The organism is Pseudomonas sp. CHM02, from assembly GCF_000612585.1.
Taxonomy (GTDB): domain Bacteria; phylum Pseudomonadota; class Gammaproteobacteria; order Pseudomonadales; family Pseudomonadaceae; genus Aquipseudomonas.
The window spans coordinates 78,119-95,110 of the sequence record NZ_JFCA01000032.1; the positions used below are offsets into that span (position 1 = coordinate 78,119).

At 61.4% G+C, this 16,992-nt stretch carries 18 protein-coding genes; 11 read left to right on the forward strand and 7 right to left on the reverse strand.

All coding sequences use genetic code 11. From position 1 onward, the window contains the following. Nucleotides 1-30: 30 nt before the first annotated feature. From BM70_RS0119495 to BM70_RS0119515, 5 genes are all read right to left on the reverse strand, one after another. Complete coding sequence (locus BM70_RS0119495; protein ID WP_025857537.1) at nucleotides 31-1,146, reverse strand: zinc-binding dehydrogenase; 1,116 nt, start codon at nucleotides 1,144-1,146, stop codon at nucleotides 31-33. Nucleotides 1,147-1,172: 26 nt separating this feature from the next. Then, nucleotides 1,173-1,928: an SDR family oxidoreductase gene (locus BM70_RS0119500; RefSeq protein WP_025857538.1), complete on the reverse strand. Its 756-nt coding sequence runs from the start codon at nucleotides 1,926-1,928 to the stop codon at nucleotides 1,173-1,175. A gap of 135 nt (nucleotides 1,929-2,063) precedes the next feature. After that, nucleotides 2,064-3,071: a substrate-binding domain-containing protein gene (locus tag BM70_RS0119505; protein ID WP_025857539.1), complete on the reverse strand. Its 1,008-nt coding sequence runs from the start codon at nucleotides 3,069-3,071 to the stop codon at nucleotides 2,064-2,066. A 34-nt stretch (nucleotides 3,072-3,105) separates the two neighbouring features. After that, nucleotides 3,106-4,092, reverse strand: coding sequence for an ABC transporter permease (locus BM70_RS0119510; RefSeq protein WP_025857540.1), 987 nt, complete (start codon nucleotides 4,090-4,092; stop codon nucleotides 3,106-3,108). Next, nucleotides 4,089-5,576, reverse strand: coding sequence for a sugar ABC transporter ATP-binding protein (locus BM70_RS0119515; protein WP_025857541.1), 1,488 nt, complete (start codon nucleotides 5,574-5,576; stop codon nucleotides 4,089-4,091). The genes BM70_RS0119510 and BM70_RS0119515 overlap by 4 nt, the downstream gene beginning before the upstream one ends. A 283-nt stretch (nucleotides 5,577-5,859) precedes the next feature. Between BM70_RS0119515 and rpiB the strand changes: the two genes are divergently transcribed. The 3 genes from rpiB (at nucleotide 5,860) to BM70_RS0119530 (ending at nucleotide 9,261) form a co-directional block, all read left to right on the forward strand. Beyond that, nucleotides 5,860-6,321, forward strand: a complete 462-nt coding sequence (rpiB, locus tag BM70_RS0119520) for a ribose 5-phosphate isomerase B (protein WP_016969738.1) — start codon at nucleotides 5,860-5,862, stop codon at nucleotides 6,319-6,321. Nucleotides 6,322-6,384: 63 nt separating this feature from the next. Beyond that, nucleotides 6,385-7,365, forward strand: a complete 981-nt coding sequence (locus BM70_RS0119525; RefSeq protein WP_025857542.1) for a sugar-binding transcriptional regulator — start codon at nucleotides 6,385-6,387, stop codon at nucleotides 7,363-7,365. A gap of 333 nt (nucleotides 7,366-7,698) precedes the next feature. Continuing rightward, a complete protein-coding gene (locus BM70_RS0119530; protein WP_025857543.1) occupies nucleotides 7,699-9,261 on the forward strand; it encodes a TerC family protein in 1,563 nt (520 codons plus the stop codon). Here the strand turns inward: BM70_RS0119530 and BM70_RS0119535 are convergent. Continuing rightward, entirely contained in the window at nucleotides 9,245-9,586 is a 342-nt protein-coding gene (locus BM70_RS0119535) for a thioredoxin domain-containing protein (protein ID WP_025857544.1), read from the reverse strand. The two genes, BM70_RS0119530 and BM70_RS0119535, sit on opposite strands and share 17 nt — an antisense overlap. A gap of 66 nt (nucleotides 9,587-9,652) precedes the next feature. Beyond that, the gene (locus BM70_RS0119540; RefSeq protein ID WP_025857545.1) at nucleotides 9,653-9,901 is read right to left on the reverse strand and encodes a hypothetical protein; all 249 of its coding nucleotides are present in this window, start codon (nucleotides 9,899-9,901) and stop codon (nucleotides 9,653-9,655) included. A gap of 452 nt (nucleotides 9,902-10,353) precedes the next feature. On the opposite strand from BM70_RS0119540, the gene BM70_RS0119545 reads away from it, so the two are divergent. The 8 genes from BM70_RS0119545 to BM70_RS0119580 all read left to right on the forward strand — a co-directional run bounded on the left by BM70_RS0119545 (nucleotide 10,354) and on the right by BM70_RS0119580 (nucleotide 16,965). Then, nucleotides 10,354-11,202 (forward strand): transporter substrate-binding domain-containing protein, encoded by an 849-nt coding sequence (locus BM70_RS0119545; protein WP_025857546.1) that lies wholly within the window; start codon nucleotides 10,354-10,356, stop codon nucleotides 11,200-11,202. A 51-nt stretch (nucleotides 11,203-11,253) separates the two neighbouring features. Beyond that, nucleotides 11,254-11,916, forward strand: a complete 663-nt coding sequence (locus BM70_RS0119550) for an amino acid ABC transporter permease (RefSeq protein ID WP_025857547.1) — start codon at nucleotides 11,254-11,256, stop codon at nucleotides 11,914-11,916. A gap of 11 nt (nucleotides 11,917-11,927) precedes the next feature. Continuing rightward, the gene (locus tag BM70_RS0119555) at nucleotides 11,928-12,590 is read left to right on the forward strand and encodes an amino acid ABC transporter permease (RefSeq protein WP_025857548.1); all 663 of its coding nucleotides are present in this window, start codon (nucleotides 11,928-11,930) and stop codon (nucleotides 12,588-12,590) included. Next, nucleotides 12,587-13,369, forward strand: a complete 783-nt coding sequence (locus BM70_RS0119560) for an amino acid ABC transporter ATP-binding protein (protein ID WP_025857549.1) — start codon at nucleotides 12,587-12,589, stop codon at nucleotides 13,367-13,369. Before BM70_RS0119555 ends, BM70_RS0119560 begins: the two co-directional genes overlap by 4 nt. 16 nt (nucleotides 13,370-13,385) lie before the next feature. Then, nucleotides 13,386-13,775, forward strand: a complete 390-nt coding sequence (locus BM70_RS0119565) for a RidA family protein (protein WP_010210958.1) — start codon at nucleotides 13,386-13,388, stop codon at nucleotides 13,773-13,775. A gap of 194 nt (nucleotides 13,776-13,969) precedes the next feature. Further along, complete coding sequence (locus BM70_RS0119570) at nucleotides 13,970-14,734, forward strand: IclR family transcriptional regulator (RefSeq protein ID WP_025857550.1); 765 nt, start codon at nucleotides 13,970-13,972, stop codon at nucleotides 14,732-14,734. Between the two features lie 9 nt (nucleotides 14,735-14,743). Next, nucleotides 14,744-15,952 carry an amino acid deaminase gene (locus tag BM70_RS0119575; protein WP_025857551.1) on the forward strand — a complete coding sequence of 403 codons (1,209 nt, stop codon included), beginning with the start codon at nucleotides 14,744-14,746 and terminating at the stop codon, nucleotides 15,950-15,952. A gap of 104 nt (nucleotides 15,953-16,056) precedes the next feature. Further along, on the forward strand, nucleotides 16,057-16,965 hold the full coding sequence (locus tag BM70_RS0119580) for a sugar kinase (RefSeq protein WP_025857553.1): 909 nt from the start codon (nucleotides 16,057-16,059) through the stop codon (nucleotides 16,963-16,965). The last annotated feature ends 27 nt before the right edge of the window (nucleotides 16,966-16,992 follow it).

The window sequence follows — 16,992 nt, forward strand, 5'->3', positions numbered from 1 at the left end:
ATCAATGGCAGGGTGTGTGTCGCCTGTGGGTCAGGGTTCCAGGACGACCTTCAGCGACTTGTCGCCGCGCTCCATCACTGCGAACGCTTCCTTGAAGTCTGCCAGGGCAAACTTGTGGGTCACCACGTCGCGCATGTCGATCTTGCGGTTGCCGATGAAGTCGATGGCGCGCGGGTACATGTACGGGCCCAGGTGCGAGCCCAGCACGTCCAGCTCCTTGCGGTCGCCAATGATCGACCAGTCCACCGTGGCTTCGTCATTGAACACGCTGAACTCCACGAAACGCCCCAGCTTGCGCAGCATCGCCAGGCCCTGGTTCACCGCCTTGTGGTGCCCGGTGGCCTCGATGTAAATGTCGCAACCGTAGCCTTCGGTGATCTCGCGGATCTTCGCCAATACATCGACCTCGGCCGGGTTCCAGACCTCGTCGGCGCCCATGCGCAAGGCAAGGGCAGCGCGTTCGGGCTTCATGTCCAGCACGATAAGCTTTTTCGGGTTGCGCATGCGCACCGCACCGATGATCCCCAGGCCCAGGGTGCCGGCGCCTGCGACCACCACCACATCGTCGAAATCCACATTGGCGCGTTCCGCCGCGTGCAGCGAACACGCCAGCGGTTCGATCAGGATTGCTTCGTCCGGGGCGATGGAGTCCGGCACTTTGTGGATGATGCCCTCCTTGGTGAAGATCATGTACTGGGCCATGGCGCCCTGTACATTGTTCTGGAAGCCATAGAGGTCATGCTTCTGGCACATCCAGTATTGGCCGTGGTTGCAGAAGCGACAGCCCCAGCACGGCACGATCTGCTCGGAGATCACCCGGTCGCCGACGTTGACGCCACGTTTCTCCGCGCCTGGGCCCAGGGCAACCACACGGCAGACGAATTCGTGGCCGGGAATCATCGGCGGTTTCACATAGCGCGGTTGCTCGGCGTCACCCCAGAACGAGGGGGCGCCGCGATAGGTCTTGATATCGCCCATGCAGATGCCGCACAGCTCGACTTTGGTAAGGATCTCGTCGGGGCCGGGCGTGGGCACGTCGACGGTTTCCAGGCGGTAATCTTCGGGGCCATGACAGACCACGGCCTGCATGGTTTTCGGGATGACCGGGGACAGTTGTTCGGGTGTGCGTTCGGTGACGGTGGACATGACAAAACCTCACGACAAAAAATGAATTACTGAATGCTGTAGCCGCCGTCGATCACCATGTTGGCGCCGGTGATCATCTGTGCCGCATCGCTGAGCAGGTACAACGCCAGCTCGGCGATTTCTTCCGGCTGGGCGAAACGGCCTGCCGGAATCTGCAATTTGGCCTTTTCACCCACTTCGCCGGCCCAGGCTTTCTTGCCCAGGGCTGTTTCGACGATGGTCGGGGAGATGGCGTTGACGGTGATCCGGGGTGCCCATTCCATGGCCAGCACCTTGGTCATGCCGACAATGGCGGCCTTGCTTGCGCAGTAGGCGACGTGCCGGTCCAGGCCAATCACGGCGGCCTGGGAGGCGAGGTTGACGATGCGTCCGCTGCCTTGGGCGAGCATGTGCCGGGCGCAGGCCTGGGCCACGAAGAAGCTGGCCTTGAGGTTGATGTCCAGGGTGGTGTCCCAGGCGCTTTCGCTGACATCGACGGCCTTGTCCAGCAGCACCACGCCGGCGCTGTTGATCAGGTAATCCAGGCGTTGGAAGTGTTCGAAAACCGTGTCGATGGTGTGTTGTATCTGGCCGATCTGGCCGAGGTCGACGGCTATGCCCAGATGCTCGGCACCGAGGCTGGCGGCCACTTCGACCACGGCGGGGTCGCGGTCGAGCAGGGCCACGCGGGCTCCGCGTTCGGCCAGCAGGCTGGCGCAGGCCAGGCCGATCCCGGCGGCGCCGCCGGTAATCAGCGCACAACGGCCGGTGAGGTCGAAGGCTTGGTTCCAGAATCCAGACATGAATGACTCCATTTTCAAAGGTGTTGAAGATCCAATGTGGGAGCTGGCTTGCCTGCGATGCAGGCACCTCGGTGTGTCAGTCGCAACCCGTTGATGCCATCGCAGGCAAGCCAGCTCCCACATTTTGATCGTGTACTACTTGGAGCCGCTGACCTGTTTGTACAGCGCATCCGCATTCGCATTGGTCACCGGCACCCACGGCAGGATGTAGTTCTTCGCCGTGCCGTCACCCCATTTCACGTCCTTGGCATAACGCTCCCAGATCACCGACTGCGGCTTGTAGTCCTTGCCGGCCAGTGCGCGCAACGCCACGTCCAGCGCGCCCTGGGACTGTGCCTGGGCGTCTTGCAGGAAGGTGGTGACTTCGTCTTTTTTCGCCGCCTGGATCGCGTCCGGCATGCCATCGATCGAGGTGACCGGTACGTCCTTGGAGGTCAGCCCGTGGGACTTCAAGGCCTGCACGGCGCCGAGGGCCATGTCGTCGTTCTGCGCGATCACGCCGTTGATGCCTTTGGGGTGGGCATTCAGCCAGTCTTCGGTGAGCGCCAGGGCCTGGGCGCGGTCCCAGTTGGCGGTCTTTTTCTCGATGATCTTGATGTCCGGGTGCTTGCCCAGCACTTCCAGCTCGCCTTTTTCCCGGTCGATCTGCGCCGACTGGCCAATCGGTCCCTGAATGATCACCACGTTGCCCTTGCCATTGAGCTTGTCGACCATGGCCTGGGCCTGCAGGCGGCCGCCTTCCACGTCATCGTTACCGACGTAAGGCACGGAAGCATCGGCTACTTTCGTATTGGAGGCGATGACCACCACGTCGTTGCCCATGGCGGCCTTGACGGTACCGACACCGGCCTTGGTGTCGATGGGCACGAACAGGATGGCGTCGTAGTGCTGGGTCACCATGTTTTCGATCTGGTTGTTCTGGGTCAGGGCGTCGTAGTTGCCGTCGAACACGGTCAACTGCACGGTGCCGTCCTTGACCGCCGGGTGTTCCTTGAGCTCGCGGACCCAGTTCTGCATGAACTGGCCCTTGAGGCCGTAGACGGCTGCGCCGACCTTGTAGGTCTTGCCATCGGCGGCCATTGCGATACTGCAGGCGAGCAGGGAGAGAGCCGCTGTGGCGGCCAAGGTGGTACCAAGTTTCATGAGTAGAACTCCGGTTATTGTTGTGGGTCGTTCTCTAGCGTTTTTTCTTGCGCCACACGTCGATCAGTACTGCGAACACGATGATCAGGCCCTTGGCGACCTGCTGGTAATAAGAGGACACGCCGAGCAGGTTCAGCCCGTTGTTGATCACGCCGATCAACAGTGCGCCGAACAGCGTGCCGACAATGCTGCCGGTGCCGCCCGACAAGCTCGTACCGCCGATCACCACGGCGGCAATCGCGTCCAGTTCGTAGGAAACCCCAGCCTGGGGCAGGGCGGAGGTGGTGCGGGCGGACAGCACCACGCCGGCCAGTCCGGCGAGCAGGCCCGAGACCACGTACACCGAAAACATCACCTTGCGCACGCCGATGCCTGAGGTGCGTGCGCTCTTTTCGTTGCCGCCCACCGCGTACACATAGCGGCCGTAAGTGGTGTAGCGCAGCACCATCCAGAAGATCAGCGCGACCACCGCGAAGATGATGATCGGCACGCCGATCGGGCCGATCTTGCCGATGCCCAGCGCCAGGTAGGCGTCGGGCAGGTCGGTGATCGGGCTGCCATCGTTGAGGATGAAGGTCATGCCCCGCGCAATGCTGAGCATGCCCAGGGTGGCCACGAACGGCGGGATCGACAGGTTGGCGACCATGAAACCGTTCACCACGCCGAGCATCGCACCGGCAAACATCCCGGCGCTGACCGCCGCGAGCAGGCCGTAACCCTGGGTGGCGACCATGGCGCTGCACAGCCCGGCAAAGGCTAGGATCGAGCCCACCGACAAGTCGATGCCCTTGGTCAGGATCACGTAGGTCATGCCCACCGCGAGGATGCCGTTGATGGAGGTCTGGCGCAGGATGTCCATCCAGTTGCGCCAGGTCATGAAGTACTCGCTGGAGAACGCCATCACCACGCACAGCAGGATGAATACCAGCGGCAGGCCGAAACGGTCGAGGGACAGGCGCAGGCGATTGCGTGGCGTGGCAATAGGTGCGGCGGCGGGTGTAGACAGTGTTTTGGCATTCATGAGGCAAGACTCAACAAGGCTTCCTGGGAAAGGGCGGTGTCGGTGCTGATGGTCACCAGCCGACCGCCCTTGAATACGGCGATGCGATCACTCAAATGCAGCAGCTCCGGCGCTTCCGACGACACCACGATGGCCGCGCCACCGGCCCGTACGAACTGGTCGAGCAGGTGGTAGATCTCCTGCTTGGCGCCCTCGTCGATGCCTCGGGTCGGTTCGTCACACAGCAGGCACACCGGCTCGGTGGACAGGCATTTGGCGAGTACCACTTTCTGCTGGTTGCCACCGCTCATGGACGCCACCGGCAATTCCAGGGAAGTGGTCTTGATCTGCAGGCGCTTGACCATGTCCTGGGCCAGTTGGGTTTCCTTGCGCGCATTGATCAGCGACCAGCTCGACAGGCGTTTGTAGGCCGACAGGGCAATGTTGGAAAGAATGCTGCCGGTGAGCACCAGGCCGCTGTCCTTGCGGTCTTCGGTGACGAGGGACATGCCGGCATTGATGGTCGCCTTGGGCAGCCCGATCGGCATGGGCCTGCCTTGCAGGGTGACGCTGCCGGAGTCCGCGACGGTGAGGCCGTAGATGCAGTTGAGGAATTCGCTGCGCCCCGACCCCATCAAGCCGTAGATGCCGAGGATTTCACCCTGGCGCAGTTGCAGGCTGATGTCGTGGAACTCACCGGCGCGGCTCAGGTTGTCGACCTGCAGGCAGGTGTCGGCGGCGCATTCGCGGCCGACCTTGTGGTCGATGCGGGTCAGTTCCTGGCCGACGATGCCGCGCACCAGGTGGTTGCGGTCGATATCGGCCATGCGCCCGCTTTCGACAAAGGCGCCGTCGCGAAAGATGCTGTAGTCATCGGCGATCTGCGCCAGTTCGCTCAGGCGGTGCGACACATACACGATGCCGGCGCCCCGGGCAGTCAGGCGGCGGATGGCTTTGAACAGGGTTTCTGCCTCGCGTTCGCCGATGGCCGAAGTGGGCTCATCCATGATCATCACCTGGCAGTCATGGCTGAAGGCCTTGGCGATTTCCACCAGTTGGATCTGCGCGACGCTCAGGCGGTGCATGGGGCTGGTGGCGTCGACCTCGAACTCCAGGCTGTCGAGCAACTCGCGGGTGCGGCGGTTCAGGGTCTTGTTGTCAACGATGCAACCGGCGCGGCGCGGTTCACGGCCCAGCCAGATGTTTTCGGCGACGGTCATGTAGGGGATGGGTTCCAGCTCTTGGGTGATCATCGCGATCCCCGCCGCCAGCGCTTCACTCGGGCGGTTGAACTGCACCGGTGCGCCGTTGAGCAGGATGCTCCCGGCGTCACGCTGGGTGATGCCCATCAGGATGCTCAGAAATGTCGATTTGCCTGCGCCATTGCCGCCGCACAGGGCATGGACGCTGCCGGCCCGCAGAGAGAGGCGCCCGTCACGCAGGGCAGGGACCCCGGCGTAAGCCTTGGCGACGTGTTCAGCCTGGAGCAGTAATGGCGTGGCCATCGGCGTGTCCTCGTGCTGTGAATTCTTATTAGGTCGCACAGTCATGTTTCGCTGTGATCATATGTGTATCAAATGAAATTCTGATCAGTCAATCTCTTTCATGTAAAAGCGATGATTCTCATCTTTTTCGTCGATAAGGCCTTTTTAGACGCCTTTGACTGGCAAGTCAGTTAAATCAGGCTTGACACGGAGGGGGCGATGACTGCGAAATGTCTGAGCGGAATTTCACCGAATGATCATTTGATCAGTCGTAAGTACGATCACGGCAGCGGAGCCAGACGCCATGAACACACCTTTCCCGGTGGCTATCGGATGCGATGAAGCGGGTTTTGAGCTCAAAGAGCTGTTGAAGCGCCATATCGAGGCGCTGGGCTATCCGGTGACCGACTTCGGCACCCATTCCACCGCGCCCGTGCTTTACCCGGACATCGCCCTGGCCGTGGCCACTGCGATCAATGCCGGGCAGCAGCGGCTGGGCGTGCTGGTGTGCGGCACCGGGATCGGCATGGCCATTTCCGCCAACAAGGTGCTGGGCATTCGTGCGGCCCAGGCCCATGACACCTATTCGGCGGAGCGGGCGCGCAAGAGCAACGATGCGCAGATCCTGTCCATCGGTGCGCGGGTAATCGGTGCGGAGCTGGCCAAGAGCATCGTCAAATCGTTCCTGGAGTCGGAGTTCGAAGCGGCGCGTTCCGGGGCCAAGGTCGAGCGCATCAATGCGATCGAGCGCGATGGGCATCAGTAGTGGACTAAACGGGGCAAGAGTCGGGAGAATGCGCCTTTGACGCCGAAACGGAAGCCCGTCCCCATGAGTGACAGTACCCAGCGCATAGCCAGCGATATCGATCAGATGACCGAAGTGGCGATGCTCTATTACCTCGAGAACGTCACTCAGGAAGCCATTGCCAAGCGCTTCGACCTGTCGCGCGCAAAGGTCAGCCGCCTGCTCAAGCGTGCACGCGATGAGGGCATTGTCGAGGTGCGCGTGTTGCAGCATCCGGCCATGAACAACGAGCTGGAGCAGGCCCTGGTCAAGCGCTTCAAGCTGGATCGCGCGTTGATCGCGGTCGATCACAGTGAGCCCGACACCCAGCGCTCGGCCGTCGCCAGCCTGGTGGCCAACTACCTGAACAAGACACTCAGCGACGGCATGATTGTCGCCGTGGGCATGGGCCGCAATGTCGGTGCGGTGGCCGATAACGTGTTCCTGCCGGTGACGCGCAACTGCACGTTTGTCTGTGCGATCGGCGGTTCGCTCAAGGCGGGCGAATACATGAACCCCGACCATATCTGCCGGCGCCTGGCCCTGCGCTTTGGCGGAGAAAGCGAAAGCCTGTACGCCCCGGCCCTGGTGGCCAACCCGGAACTGCGCGGGGTGTTGATCAATAACGACACGGTGCGCTCGACCCTTGACCGGGCGCGGCGTGCCGATATCGCCTTGATCGGTATTGGCGACATGAGCGAGAACAGCAACATGGTGCGCATGGGCTGGTTCTCGCCCCAGGAAATTGCCCAGGCGCGGTTGTCCGGCACCGTGGGCGACATGATGGGCTATGACTTTATCGACATCCATGGCCAGCCGGCAGTCAACGCGATCCAGGGGCGGGTGATCGGGTTGACGGTGCAGGAGCTGTTTCGGATTCCTGACGTGGTGGCGATTGCCAGCGAGAACACCAAGGCGGCGGCGACGCTGGGGGCGTTGCGGTCGGGGGTGATTAACACCCTCGCAACCACGGTGACTAATGCCCACACGATTTTGGCGCTGGATGATGCGACGCGAAAATCCTGATGATGTAGTGATCCATTTGCAGGAGCCCGGCTCGCCGGCGATGGCGATCCTGGGGCTGCCATCGCCGGCAAGTCGGGCTTGCTGTGACAGGTTTTGTAATAGTTTTGCGCTGTAGGAAGTTTTGGCTTCGGCTGTAGGATTCAAGTCCTTTTGTTGATTCAGGACTTGCATGAACACCCTCTCGGAGCCTCCCAGTCGTCTTTCCCCAAGACATTTGCTGCCGCTGTTCCCTCTGAAACATCCCGTATTCCGACTGCTAACCTTGTCCCGGTCCACTGACCGCGCCTTGCCGTGTCTGGCATTCTGAAATCTATAAATAAGAGACTCTATTAAATGGAATGGTTAGCGGATCCAACGGCCTGGCTCGGCCTGTTGACCTTGATTGTGCTGGAGTTGGTGCTCGGCATCGACAACCTGGTGTTTATCGCGATCCTGGCGGACAAGCTGCCACCGGAGCAGCGTGACCGCGCGCGCCTGATCGGCTTGTCCCTGGCGTTGCTCATGCGCTTGGGCCTGTTGGCGAGTATTTCCTGGTTGGTGACCCTCACCCAGCCGCTGTTCGAAGTGTTCGACAAGAGCTTTTCCGGCCGTGACCTGATCATGCTGTTCGGTGGCGTGTTCCTGCTGTTCAAGGCCACCATGGAGTTGCACGAACGCCTGGAAGGCCATGTGGCCCAGCGTTCCGGTAATGCGGCCTACGCGATGTTCTGGCCGATCGTGGCGCAGATCGTGGTGCTCGACGCGGTGTTCTCCCTCGACGCGGTGATCGCTGCCGTGGGTATGGTGGATGAACTGGCGGTGATGATGATTGCGGTGATCGTGTCCATCGGCCTGATGATCGTGGCGAGCAAGCCGTTGACCCGTTTCGTCAACGCGCATCCCACTGTGATCATGCTGTGCCTGGGCTTCCTGATGATGATCGGTTTCGCCCTGACCGCCGAAGGCCTGGGCTTCCATATTCCGAAGGGTTACCTGTACGCGGCCATTGGTTTCTCGATCCTGATCGAAGTGTTCAACCAGATTGCCCGGGCGCGCCGCAAGAAATCGGCGCAAGGCGTGTTGCCGGTGCGTGAGCGCACCGCTCATGCGGTGATGCGCTTGCTGGGTGGTCGCAGCCTGGCGGTAGAAGAGGTGGGTGAAGAGGTCGCCGATTTGCTCGGTAAGCCGGATGCGGCGCAAGGACCGCTGTTCGACCGACGTGAACGCGTGATGATCAGCGGTGTGCTGCAACTGGCCGAGCGGCCGATCCGCACGCTGATGACGCCGAGGGCCAAGGTCGACTGCATCGACCTGGCGGACGACCCCGACAGTATCCGTCTGAAACTGATGCATTCGTCCTACTCACGGCTGCCGTTGATCCGCAACGGTGCTGTCGATGAGCCGCTGGGTTTTGTGCACAAGAAGGAGTTGCTCAAGGAATACCTGGCCGGCAACGAGCCGAACCTGGAGCACCTGGCACGTCGGGCGATCAACCTGCTGGAGAGCTTTTCGATCCTCAATGCCCTGGAACAGATGCGCCAGGAGTCGACCCACATTGCGTTCGTGATCAACGAATTCGGTGACTTCATGGGTGTGTTGAGCATGACCGACATTCTTGAGTCCATTGCCGGCGAACTGCCGGACGCCAGTGAAATCGCGGGCCCGGATATCGTCGAAGAGGGCGCTGGCTTTCGCGCCAATGGCGCGCTGAACCTCAATCAGGTGCGTCAGCGCACCGGCTTCAAGGCGACTGCGACCGAGGACTACCAGACGTTGGCCGGCCTGGTCATAAGCCTGCTGGATCGCCTGCCGGTGGTGGGCGATAGCCTGGAACATGAGGGTTGGCAACTGACGGTGGCAGCCGTTGAGGAACGTCGGGTGACGCAGGTGTGCCTGGCGCCTATACCCCAGGCGTAACCGCAGGTCGTCGGGTGTACTGCTCGAAGGCTTGTCCCAGCGCTTGCTCGCCAAGGCCGGGAAGGGCTTCGAGCAACGCACGATTGTGGTAGATCAGCAGCATCGGGATACGGTCGACACTTGGATGCCGGGGGGTGTCGACACAATCAAGGATCAAGATTTTGACTTGGTCCTTGTAGCGCTCGCTGATTCGCATGAATCGCGGCATGGCATCATTGCACGCGGTGCAGTCATGTGACATGAACACCACAAAGACGGGCTGTGCCGTATCCAGCTCGTGCTCAAACGCAGCCTTGTCTGCAATCACGGCATTGACGTAGTTCATCGACATTTCCCTCTAGAACCCTGGCTCACGCTAAGGCGGGAAATCGTCCCGGTCTACTGTCAACCTTCACAGGTTGTCGTCACGCTCCACCCGTTCCCGCGCCTTGCGTGCCTGGCTCGCGCATTTCTTGTATTCCAGATTATCCCTGGAGGCTTTCGCCTGTCGGTAGCCATGATGATTCTGGCCGGTGTAGTGGGTGCTCAAGGCCTCATTGAGCTTGCGCAGTTCTTCCTTGCACTCACGCCGATCATTACTGGCCGAAGCATTGCCGGCCACCAGAAGGGAAAACACTAACAGGGTAACGCTGAACTTCATCAAATTACTTCCCTCATGGCACCGCCCCCTGTAGGAGCCGGCTTGCCGGCGAAAAATCCCCGGGCGCCGCGTCTCTCCTGCTGCCCCGCGTCATCCTTGGCGACCTTCGCCGGCAAGCCGGCTCTTACAGGTAACGCGTAAAATTTAGATTGAGGCTAGCCCGGCATCGCGTTTTTTCCACGTGCCTCTCGCACTGCAACAGTGCGCAGTAACACCGTTGCAGGGCGTGCAATGGGGGCCTGTCACCGCCCTGTGGGGCCTTGGGTAGCAAATCGATTTCAGGTAATGGCGCAACGCCTCATCTATCACTCATATCTATCCAGCTGATTTCAAACGATTTTATTCACTGCATGTTTTTCTGTTACCGCGTGTGGCACACTTTCTGCTGTCTATTCCGTTGTTACATACTAAGTTCCGGTATAGCGGAATACACAACTCTTGGAGTGCTTGTCATGCATCACCGACCTTCCGTGTTCAAAGCGTGTGTTTTTCTCTTCGCCGCATCGGCTTCCCTCGCCAGCGTAGTGCAAGCGGCGGACAGCAAGCTCGATGATGTGCTCAAGCGTGGGCACCTGATCGTGGGTACAGGCAGTACCAATGCGCCGTGGCACTTCCAGGGAGCGGATGGCAAGTTGCAGGGGTTTGATATCGACATCGGCCGCATGGTGGCCAAGGGGTTGTTCAACGACCCGAGCAAGGTCGAGTTCGTGGTGCAGTCGTCTGACGCACGGATTCCCAACCTGCTGACCGACAAGGTCGACATGAGTTGCCAGTTCATCACCGTCACCGCCAGCCGTGCGCAGCAGGTGGCCTTCACCCTGCCGTACTACCGCGAAGGCGTGGGCCTGCTGCTGCCGAACAACAGTAAGTACAAGGAAATCGAAGACCTGCAGGCCGCCGGCGACGGTGTCACCGTGGCCGTGCTGCAGAACGTCTACGCCGAAGAGCTGGTGCACCAGGCATTGCCCAAGGCCAAGGTCGACCAGTACGACAGCGTCGACCTGATGTACCAGGCCGTGAACTCCGGTCGCGCCGATGCCGCCGCCACCGACCAGTCCTCGGTCAAGTACTTGATGGTGCAGAACCCAGGCCGCTACCGCAGCCCGGCGTACGCCTGGAGCCCGCAAACCTACGCGTGCGCCGTCAAGCGTGGCGACCAGGACTGGCTGAACTTCGTCAACACCGCGCTGCATGAAGCCATGACCGGCGTGGAGTTCCCGACCTACAAGGCCTCGTTCAAGCAATGGTTCGGTGTGGACCTGCCGGAACCTGCGATCGGCTTCCCGGTTGAGTTCAAGTAAATCGAAAACCTGGGGCGTCGCTGACGGCGCCCCGATCAGGTACTGCTGACCATGAACTATCAGTTGAACTTTGCCGCCGTGTGGCGCGACTTCCCCAGCTTGCTGGCGGGGCTCGGTCTGGGCCTTGAGCTGGCGCTGCTGTCGATCGCGATTGGCTGCGTGATCGGCTTGATGATGGCATTTGCCATGCTGTCCAAACACAAGGCATTGCGCGTGCTCGCCTCGGTGTATGTGACGGTGATCCGCAATACGCCGATCCTCGTGCTGATCCTGTTGATCTACTTCGCCTTGCCCAGCCTGGGCATCCGTCTGGACAAGATCCCGTCGTTCATCATCACCCTGTCGTTGTACGCCGGTGCCTACCTGACCGAAGTATTCCGCGCCGGGCTGCTGAACATTCCCAAGGGCTTGCGCGAAGCCGGGTTGGCCATCGGTTTGGGCGAGTGGCGTATCCGTGCCTACATCACCGTGCCGGTGATGCTGCGCAACGTGCTGCCCGCGCTGTCGAACAACTTCATTTCGCTGTTCAAGGACACCTCGCTCGCCGCCGCCATCGCGGTGCCGGAGCTGACCTATTACGCCCGCAAGATCAACGTCGAAAGCTACCGGGTGATTGAAACCTGGCTGGTCACGACCGCGCTCTACGTGGCTGCCTGTTACCTCATTGCCATGCTGCTCCGTTACCTGGAGCAGCGTCTGGCGATCCGTCGTTAAGGAAGGTTTCCATGTACGAATCCCCCAGCTGGTTGCATGAGTTGTGGATCGCCCGGGACACCCTCTGGGCGGGCTTCCAGGCCAGTGTGTATGTCTCGGCGCTGGCGATTATCTTTGGCACGCTGATCGGTATCGTCGCCGGGTTGATCCTCACCTACGGCAAGTTCTGGATGCGTGCGCCGTTCCGGCTGTACGTCGATCTGATTCGCGGTACGCCGGTGTTTGTGCTGGTATTGGCGTGTTTCTACATGCTCCCGGCACTCGGTTGGCAGATCACCGCGTTCCAGGCCGGTGCGGTCGGGCTCACGCTGTTCTGCGGCTCCCACGTCTCGGAAATCGTGCGCGGCGCGCTGCAAGCCATTCCCCGTGGGCAACTGGAAGCGGGCAAGGCGATCGGCCTGACGTTCTACCAATCCCTGGGCTACGTGCTGTTGCCCCAGGCGCTGCGGCAGATCCTGCCGACCTGGGTCAATTCCTCCACGGAAATCGTCAAGGCCTCGACCTTGCTGTCGGTGATCGGCGTGGCCGAGTTGCTGCTCAGTACCCAACAAGTCATCGCGCGCACCTTCATGACCCTGGAGTTCTACCTGTTCGCCGGGTTTTTGTTCTTTGTCATCAACTACGCCATCGAGTTATTCGGGCGCTACATTGAAAAGCGGGTGGCCTTGCCATGAACCAACCTCAAACCAACCCACCGCTGCTGAATATTCGCGGCCTGCGCAAGCAATACGGCCAGGTGGAAGTGCTCAAGGGCGTCGACCTGTCCATGCAGCGCGGCAACGTGGTGACCTTGATCGGCTCCAGCGGCTCGGGCAAGACCACGTTGTTGCGCTGCGTCAACCTGCTGGAAGAGTTCCAGGGCGGGCAGATCACCCTGGATGGCGAGTCCATCGGCTACAGCGAAATCGCCGGCAAACGCGTGCGTCATCCCGAGCGCGTGATTGCCCAGCACCGTGCGATGACCGGCATGGCGTTCCAGCAGTTCAACCTGTTTCCGCATTTGACCGCGTTGCAGAACGTCACCCTCGGCCTGCTCAAGGTCAAGAAGATGGGCAAGGACGAAGCCGTCGCCCTGGCGGAAAAGTGGCTGGACCGCGTCGGGTTGCTGGAACGTCGCAATCACTTCCCCGGCCAGCTGTCCGGCGGCCAGCAACAGCGCGTGGCGATTGCCCGTGCGATTGCCATGAACCCCAGCCTGATGCTGTTCGACGAAGTCACCTCGGCCCTCGACCCGGAGCTGGTGGGCGAAGTGCTCAGCGTGATCAAGGGCCTGGCGGAGGAGGGCATGACCATGTTGCTGGTTACCCACGAAATGCGCTTTGCCTATGAAGTCTCGGACAAGATCGTTTTCATGAACCAGGGGCGCATTGAAGAGCAGGGCACCGCGAAGGACATCTTCGAACGCCCGCAATCGCCGCGCCTGGCGGAATTTCTCAAGAACATTCGTTTTTAATCAGGAGCATATTTTTATGAGCATCACTCGTTACGGTGCCGGCAGCACTGCCGGCGGCGGCCAACCTCGTCCTTTCGCCCGCGCCGTGGAAGCGGACGGTTGGTTGTACGTCTCAGGCCAAGTGCCTGCAGTGGACGGCGAAATCATCACCGGCGGGATCATCGAGCAAACCCGGCAGACCATGCGCAACGTGGTGGCGATCCTCGAAGAGGCCGGCTACGAGCTCAAAGACGTGGTGCGCGTCGGTGTATGGCTGGAAGACCCGCGGGACTTCTGGAGTTTCAACAAGGTATTCGGCGAATACTTCACTCCGGAACACGCCCCGGCGCGCGCCTGTGTGCAGGCCAACATGATGGTCGATTGCAAGGTGGAGATCGATTGCGTGGCCTACAAGAAAAAAGGCTAAATGCCCGGCTTGTAGTTGATTGACCCGTTGTGGGTGCTTTTGTGGTGAGGGGGCTTGTCCCCCGCTGGAGTGCGCAGCGCTCCTGCCTGTTTGGGGCCGCTTCGCAGCCCAGCGCGAGCAAGCTCGCTCACCACAGAAGCTCGCTCACCACAGGTTGATCACAGGCTTTAAAAATAATGGGACCAGACACCGCCATGACCGAAGACACCATCAAACGCCGCGCCAAAGGCCTGGACCGTGCATTCGATATCCTCGATTTCCTCAAGGAAATCGGCCAGCCCCTGCGCCCGAATGATATTGCCAGCGGCATCGGCAGCCCCAAGTCCACCGTCTACGAACTGGTTGCGTCCCTGCTTGAGCGGCGCATCCTGGAGACGGTGGGCAAGGACGGCCACGTCTACCTCGGCCGCCAGCTGTATTTTCTGGGCCAGGCGCACCTGCGCCATTTCGACCTGACCCGCGAGGCCGACCACGCCTTGCAGGAGATCGTCAGCCAGACCCACGAAACCGCGCAGATGTGCCTGCTCAACGGGCGCAAATACACGGTGGCGCTGATGCGCGAGGGCGAGCGGCATTTCCGTATTTCCTCGGACATCGGCGAAAACGCGCCGATCCCGTGGACCGCTTCCGGGCGCCTGTTGCTCGGGCACTTGAGTGATCAGCAGATCATCGACCTGATCGACCGCGACGACTTCATCCTGCCGGACGGCCAGCGGCTGCCGCTGGAGACTTTCCTGGCACAAATCCGCCAGGCGACCCTCGAGGGGTTCTTTTCCTTCGACAGTGTGGCCGACACCTTTACCCATTGCTTTGCCGCCCCGGTGCGGGACGCGCAAGGCATCAGCATTGCGACCCTGTGCATCGTGGCCCCACGTGCCGATGCCAGCAAAAACTACAACGACTATCGCCGGGTGTTGATCGAAAGCGCCAACAACCTGGCCCGGCGCATCAACGAATAGGAGTTTTCCATGTCTGCCCTCAACGCCGTTGAAAAAGGCGCCGCCGCCGTCGGTGCCCATTTGGTCCGCGACGTCAGCTTGCCGGCCCTGGTGCTGCACCGCGACGCCCTGGAACACAACATCCGCTGGATGCAGGACTTTGTCAGCAAGAGCGGCGCCGAACTGGCGCCCCACGGCAAGACCAGCATGATGCCGGCGCTGTTCCAGCGCCAGATCGCCCAGGGCGCCTGGGGCATCACCCTGGCCAACGCGGTGCAGACCCGCGCCGCCTACGCCGGCGGTGTGCGCCGTGTGCTGATGGCCAACCAGCTGGTGGGCGCGCCGAACATGGCGCTGATCGCCGACCTGCTGGCCGACAAGGATTTCGACTTCCACTGCATGGTCGATCACCCCGACAACGTCGCTGACCTGGGCCTGTTCTTCGCTGCCCGTGGCTTGCGCCTGAACGTCATGATCGAGTACGGCGTGGTCGGCGGCCGTTGCGGTTGCCGCAGCGAGCAGGAAGTGCGCGACCTGGCCACGGCGATCAAGGCCCAGCCGGCCCTGGCCCTCACCGGTATCGAAGGCTATGAAGGCGTGATCCACGGTGAACACGCCATCAGCGGCATTCGTGATTTCGCCGCCAGCCTGGTGCGCCTGGCGGTGGACCTGCAGAACAACGGCTCTTTCGACCTGCCCAAGCCTATCGTGACGGCCTCGGGTTCGGCGTGGTATGACTTGATTGCCGAGTCGTTCGAGGAGCAAAACGCCGCCGGACGTTTCCTCAGCGTGCTGCGCCCCGGCAGCTACGTGGCCCATGACCACGGTATCTACAAAGACGCGCAATGCTGCGTGCTCGACCGCCGCAGCGACCTCAACGAAGGCCTGCGCCCAGCCCTGGAAGTCTGGGCCCATGTGCAATCGCTGCCCGAGCCTGGCTTTGCGGTGATTGCCCTGGGCAAGCGTGACGTGGCCTACGACGCCGGCCTGCCGGTGCCGCTCAAGCGCTACAAGGCCGGTATTGTGCCGGCCGAAGGTGATGATGTGGGCGCGTGCAAGGTCACGGCGGTGATGGACCAGCATGCGTTCATGACCGTGGCGCCAGGGGTTGAGCTGCGTATCGGCGACATCATTTCGTTCGGCACTTCCCACCCATGCCTGACCTTCGACAAGTGGCAGGTCGGTTGCCTGGTGGATGAGCAGTTGCAGGTGATCGAGTCTTTGAATACCTGCTTCTAGACCGCGTCGCGGCCATCGCCGGCAAGCCGGCTCCTACATTCGTAACCCCGTAGGAGCCGGCTTGCCGGCGATAAGGCCCTAAAGAACACCAGAGATTAAAAGGCATGAACACAGCCCCTCGCATCGCCCTCATCGGCGAATGCATGATCGAACTGCAACACCGCGCCGACGGCAGCCTGCACCAGAGCTTCGGCGGCGACACCCTGAACGCGGCGGTGTACCTGCGCCGCGAGCTGGGCGACACCGGCAGTGTCGACTACGTCACCGCCCTGGGCGATGACAGTTTCAGTGATGCCATGTGCCAGCAATGGGCGGATGAAGACCTCGGCCTGGGCATGGTCCAGCGCCTGCCCGGACGTTTGCCGGGTTTGTATTGCATCCAGACCGATTCCAATGGCGAGCGCAAATTCCTTTACTGGCGCAACGAAGCCGCCGTGCGCGACTGTTTCACCACGCCTGCCGCCGAACCGATCCTGGCGGCCTTGCCGGACTACGACGTGGTGTATTTCAGTGGCATCACCCTGGCGGTGTTGGGCGAAATCGGTCGCGGGCGGTTGCTGCAAGCGCTGATCGAAACCCGTCGCCGCGGGGGCAAGGTGGTGTTCGACAACAACTACCGGCCGTGTCTGTGGGCCAGTGTCGAGGCGGCTCGCGCTGCGTATCGCACGGTGTTGGCCGAAGTGGACATCGCCTTGCTGACCGAGGATGACGAGCGTGCGTTGTTTGGGTATGGAGACAGTGAGCAGGTGTTCGCGGCGTATCCGGCGATTGAAGACGTGGTGCTCAAGCGTGGCGCGGATGAATGCCTGATCCGCTGCAAGGGCGAGCGCTTTGCCGTGCCGGCGCTGAAGGTGGAAAAGGTGGTGGATACGACGGCGGCGGGGGATTCATTCAGTGCCGCCTATCTGGCCAGTCGGCTCAAGGGCAACTCGCCGGAGCAGGCTGCATTGGCCGGGCATCGGTTGGCAAGCCGGGTCATCCAGGTGCCCGGCGCACTCATTCCCCGCCTGTAAACCGACCTTTTGTAGTGAGCGGGCTTG

Excerpts from the sequence above, each read along its gene's own strand:
- BM70_RS0119505 (WP_025857539.1), bottom strand. The coding sequence starts at position 3,071 with ATGAAACTTGGTACCACCTTGGCCGCCACAGCGGCTCTCTCCCTGCTC.
- BM70_RS0119565 (WP_010210958.1), top strand. The coding sequence starts at position 13,386 with ATGAGCATCACTCGTTACGGTGCCGGCAGCACTGCCGGCGGCGGCCAA.
- BM70_RS0119570 (WP_025857550.1), top strand. The coding sequence starts at position 13,970 with ATGACCGAAGACACCATCAAACGCCGCGCCAAAGGCCTGGACCGTGCA.
- BM70_RS0119560 (WP_025857549.1), top strand. The coding sequence starts at position 12,587 with ATGAACCAACCTCAAACCAACCCACCGCTGCTGAATATTCGCGGCCTG.
- BM70_RS0119530 (WP_025857543.1), top strand. The coding sequence starts at position 7,699 with ATGGAATGGTTAGCGGATCCAACGGCCTGGCTCGGCCTGTTGACCTTG.
- BM70_RS0119535 (WP_025857544.1), bottom strand. The coding sequence starts at position 9,586 with ATGAACTACGTCAATGCCGTGATTGCAGACAAGGCTGCGTTTGAGCAC.
- BM70_RS0119550 (WP_025857547.1), top strand. The coding sequence starts at position 11,254 with ATGAACTATCAGTTGAACTTTGCCGCCGTGTGGCGCGACTTCCCCAGC.
- BM70_RS0119500 (WP_025857538.1), bottom strand. The coding sequence starts at position 1,928 with ATGTCTGGATTCTGGAACCAAGCCTTCGACCTCACCGGCCGTTGTGCG.
- BM70_RS0119495 (WP_025857537.1), bottom strand. The coding sequence starts at position 1,146 with ATGTCCACCGTCACCGAACGCACACCCGAACAACTGTCCCCGGTCATC.
- BM70_RS0119545 (WP_025857546.1), top strand. The coding sequence starts at position 10,354 with ATGCATCACCGACCTTCCGTGTTCAAAGCGTGTGTTTTTCTCTTCGCC.
- BM70_RS0119540 (WP_025857545.1), bottom strand. The coding sequence starts at position 9,901 with ATGAAGTTCAGCGTTACCCTGTTAGTGTTTTCCCTTCTGGTGGCCGGC.
- rpiB (WP_016969738.1), top strand. The coding sequence starts at position 5,860 with ATGAACACACCTTTCCCGGTGGCTATCGGATGCGATGAAGCGGGTTTT.
- BM70_RS0119510 (WP_025857540.1), bottom strand. The coding sequence starts at position 4,092 with ATGAATGCCAAAACACTGTCTACACCCGCCGCCGCACCTATTGCCACG.
- BM70_RS0119525 (WP_025857542.1), top strand. The coding sequence starts at position 6,385 with ATGAGTGACAGTACCCAGCGCATAGCCAGCGATATCGATCAGATGACC.
- BM70_RS0119580 (WP_025857553.1), top strand. The coding sequence starts at position 16,057 with ATGAACACAGCCCCTCGCATCGCCCTCATCGGCGAATGCATGATCGAA.
- BM70_RS0119555 (WP_025857548.1), top strand. The coding sequence starts at position 11,928 with ATGTACGAATCCCCCAGCTGGTTGCATGAGTTGTGGATCGCCCGGGAC.
- BM70_RS0119575 (WP_025857551.1), top strand. The coding sequence starts at position 14,744 with ATGTCTGCCCTCAACGCCGTTGAAAAAGGCGCCGCCGCCGTCGGTGCC.
- BM70_RS0119515 (WP_025857541.1), bottom strand. The coding sequence starts at position 5,576 with ATGGCCACGCCATTACTGCTCCAGGCTGAACACGTCGCCAAGGCTTAC.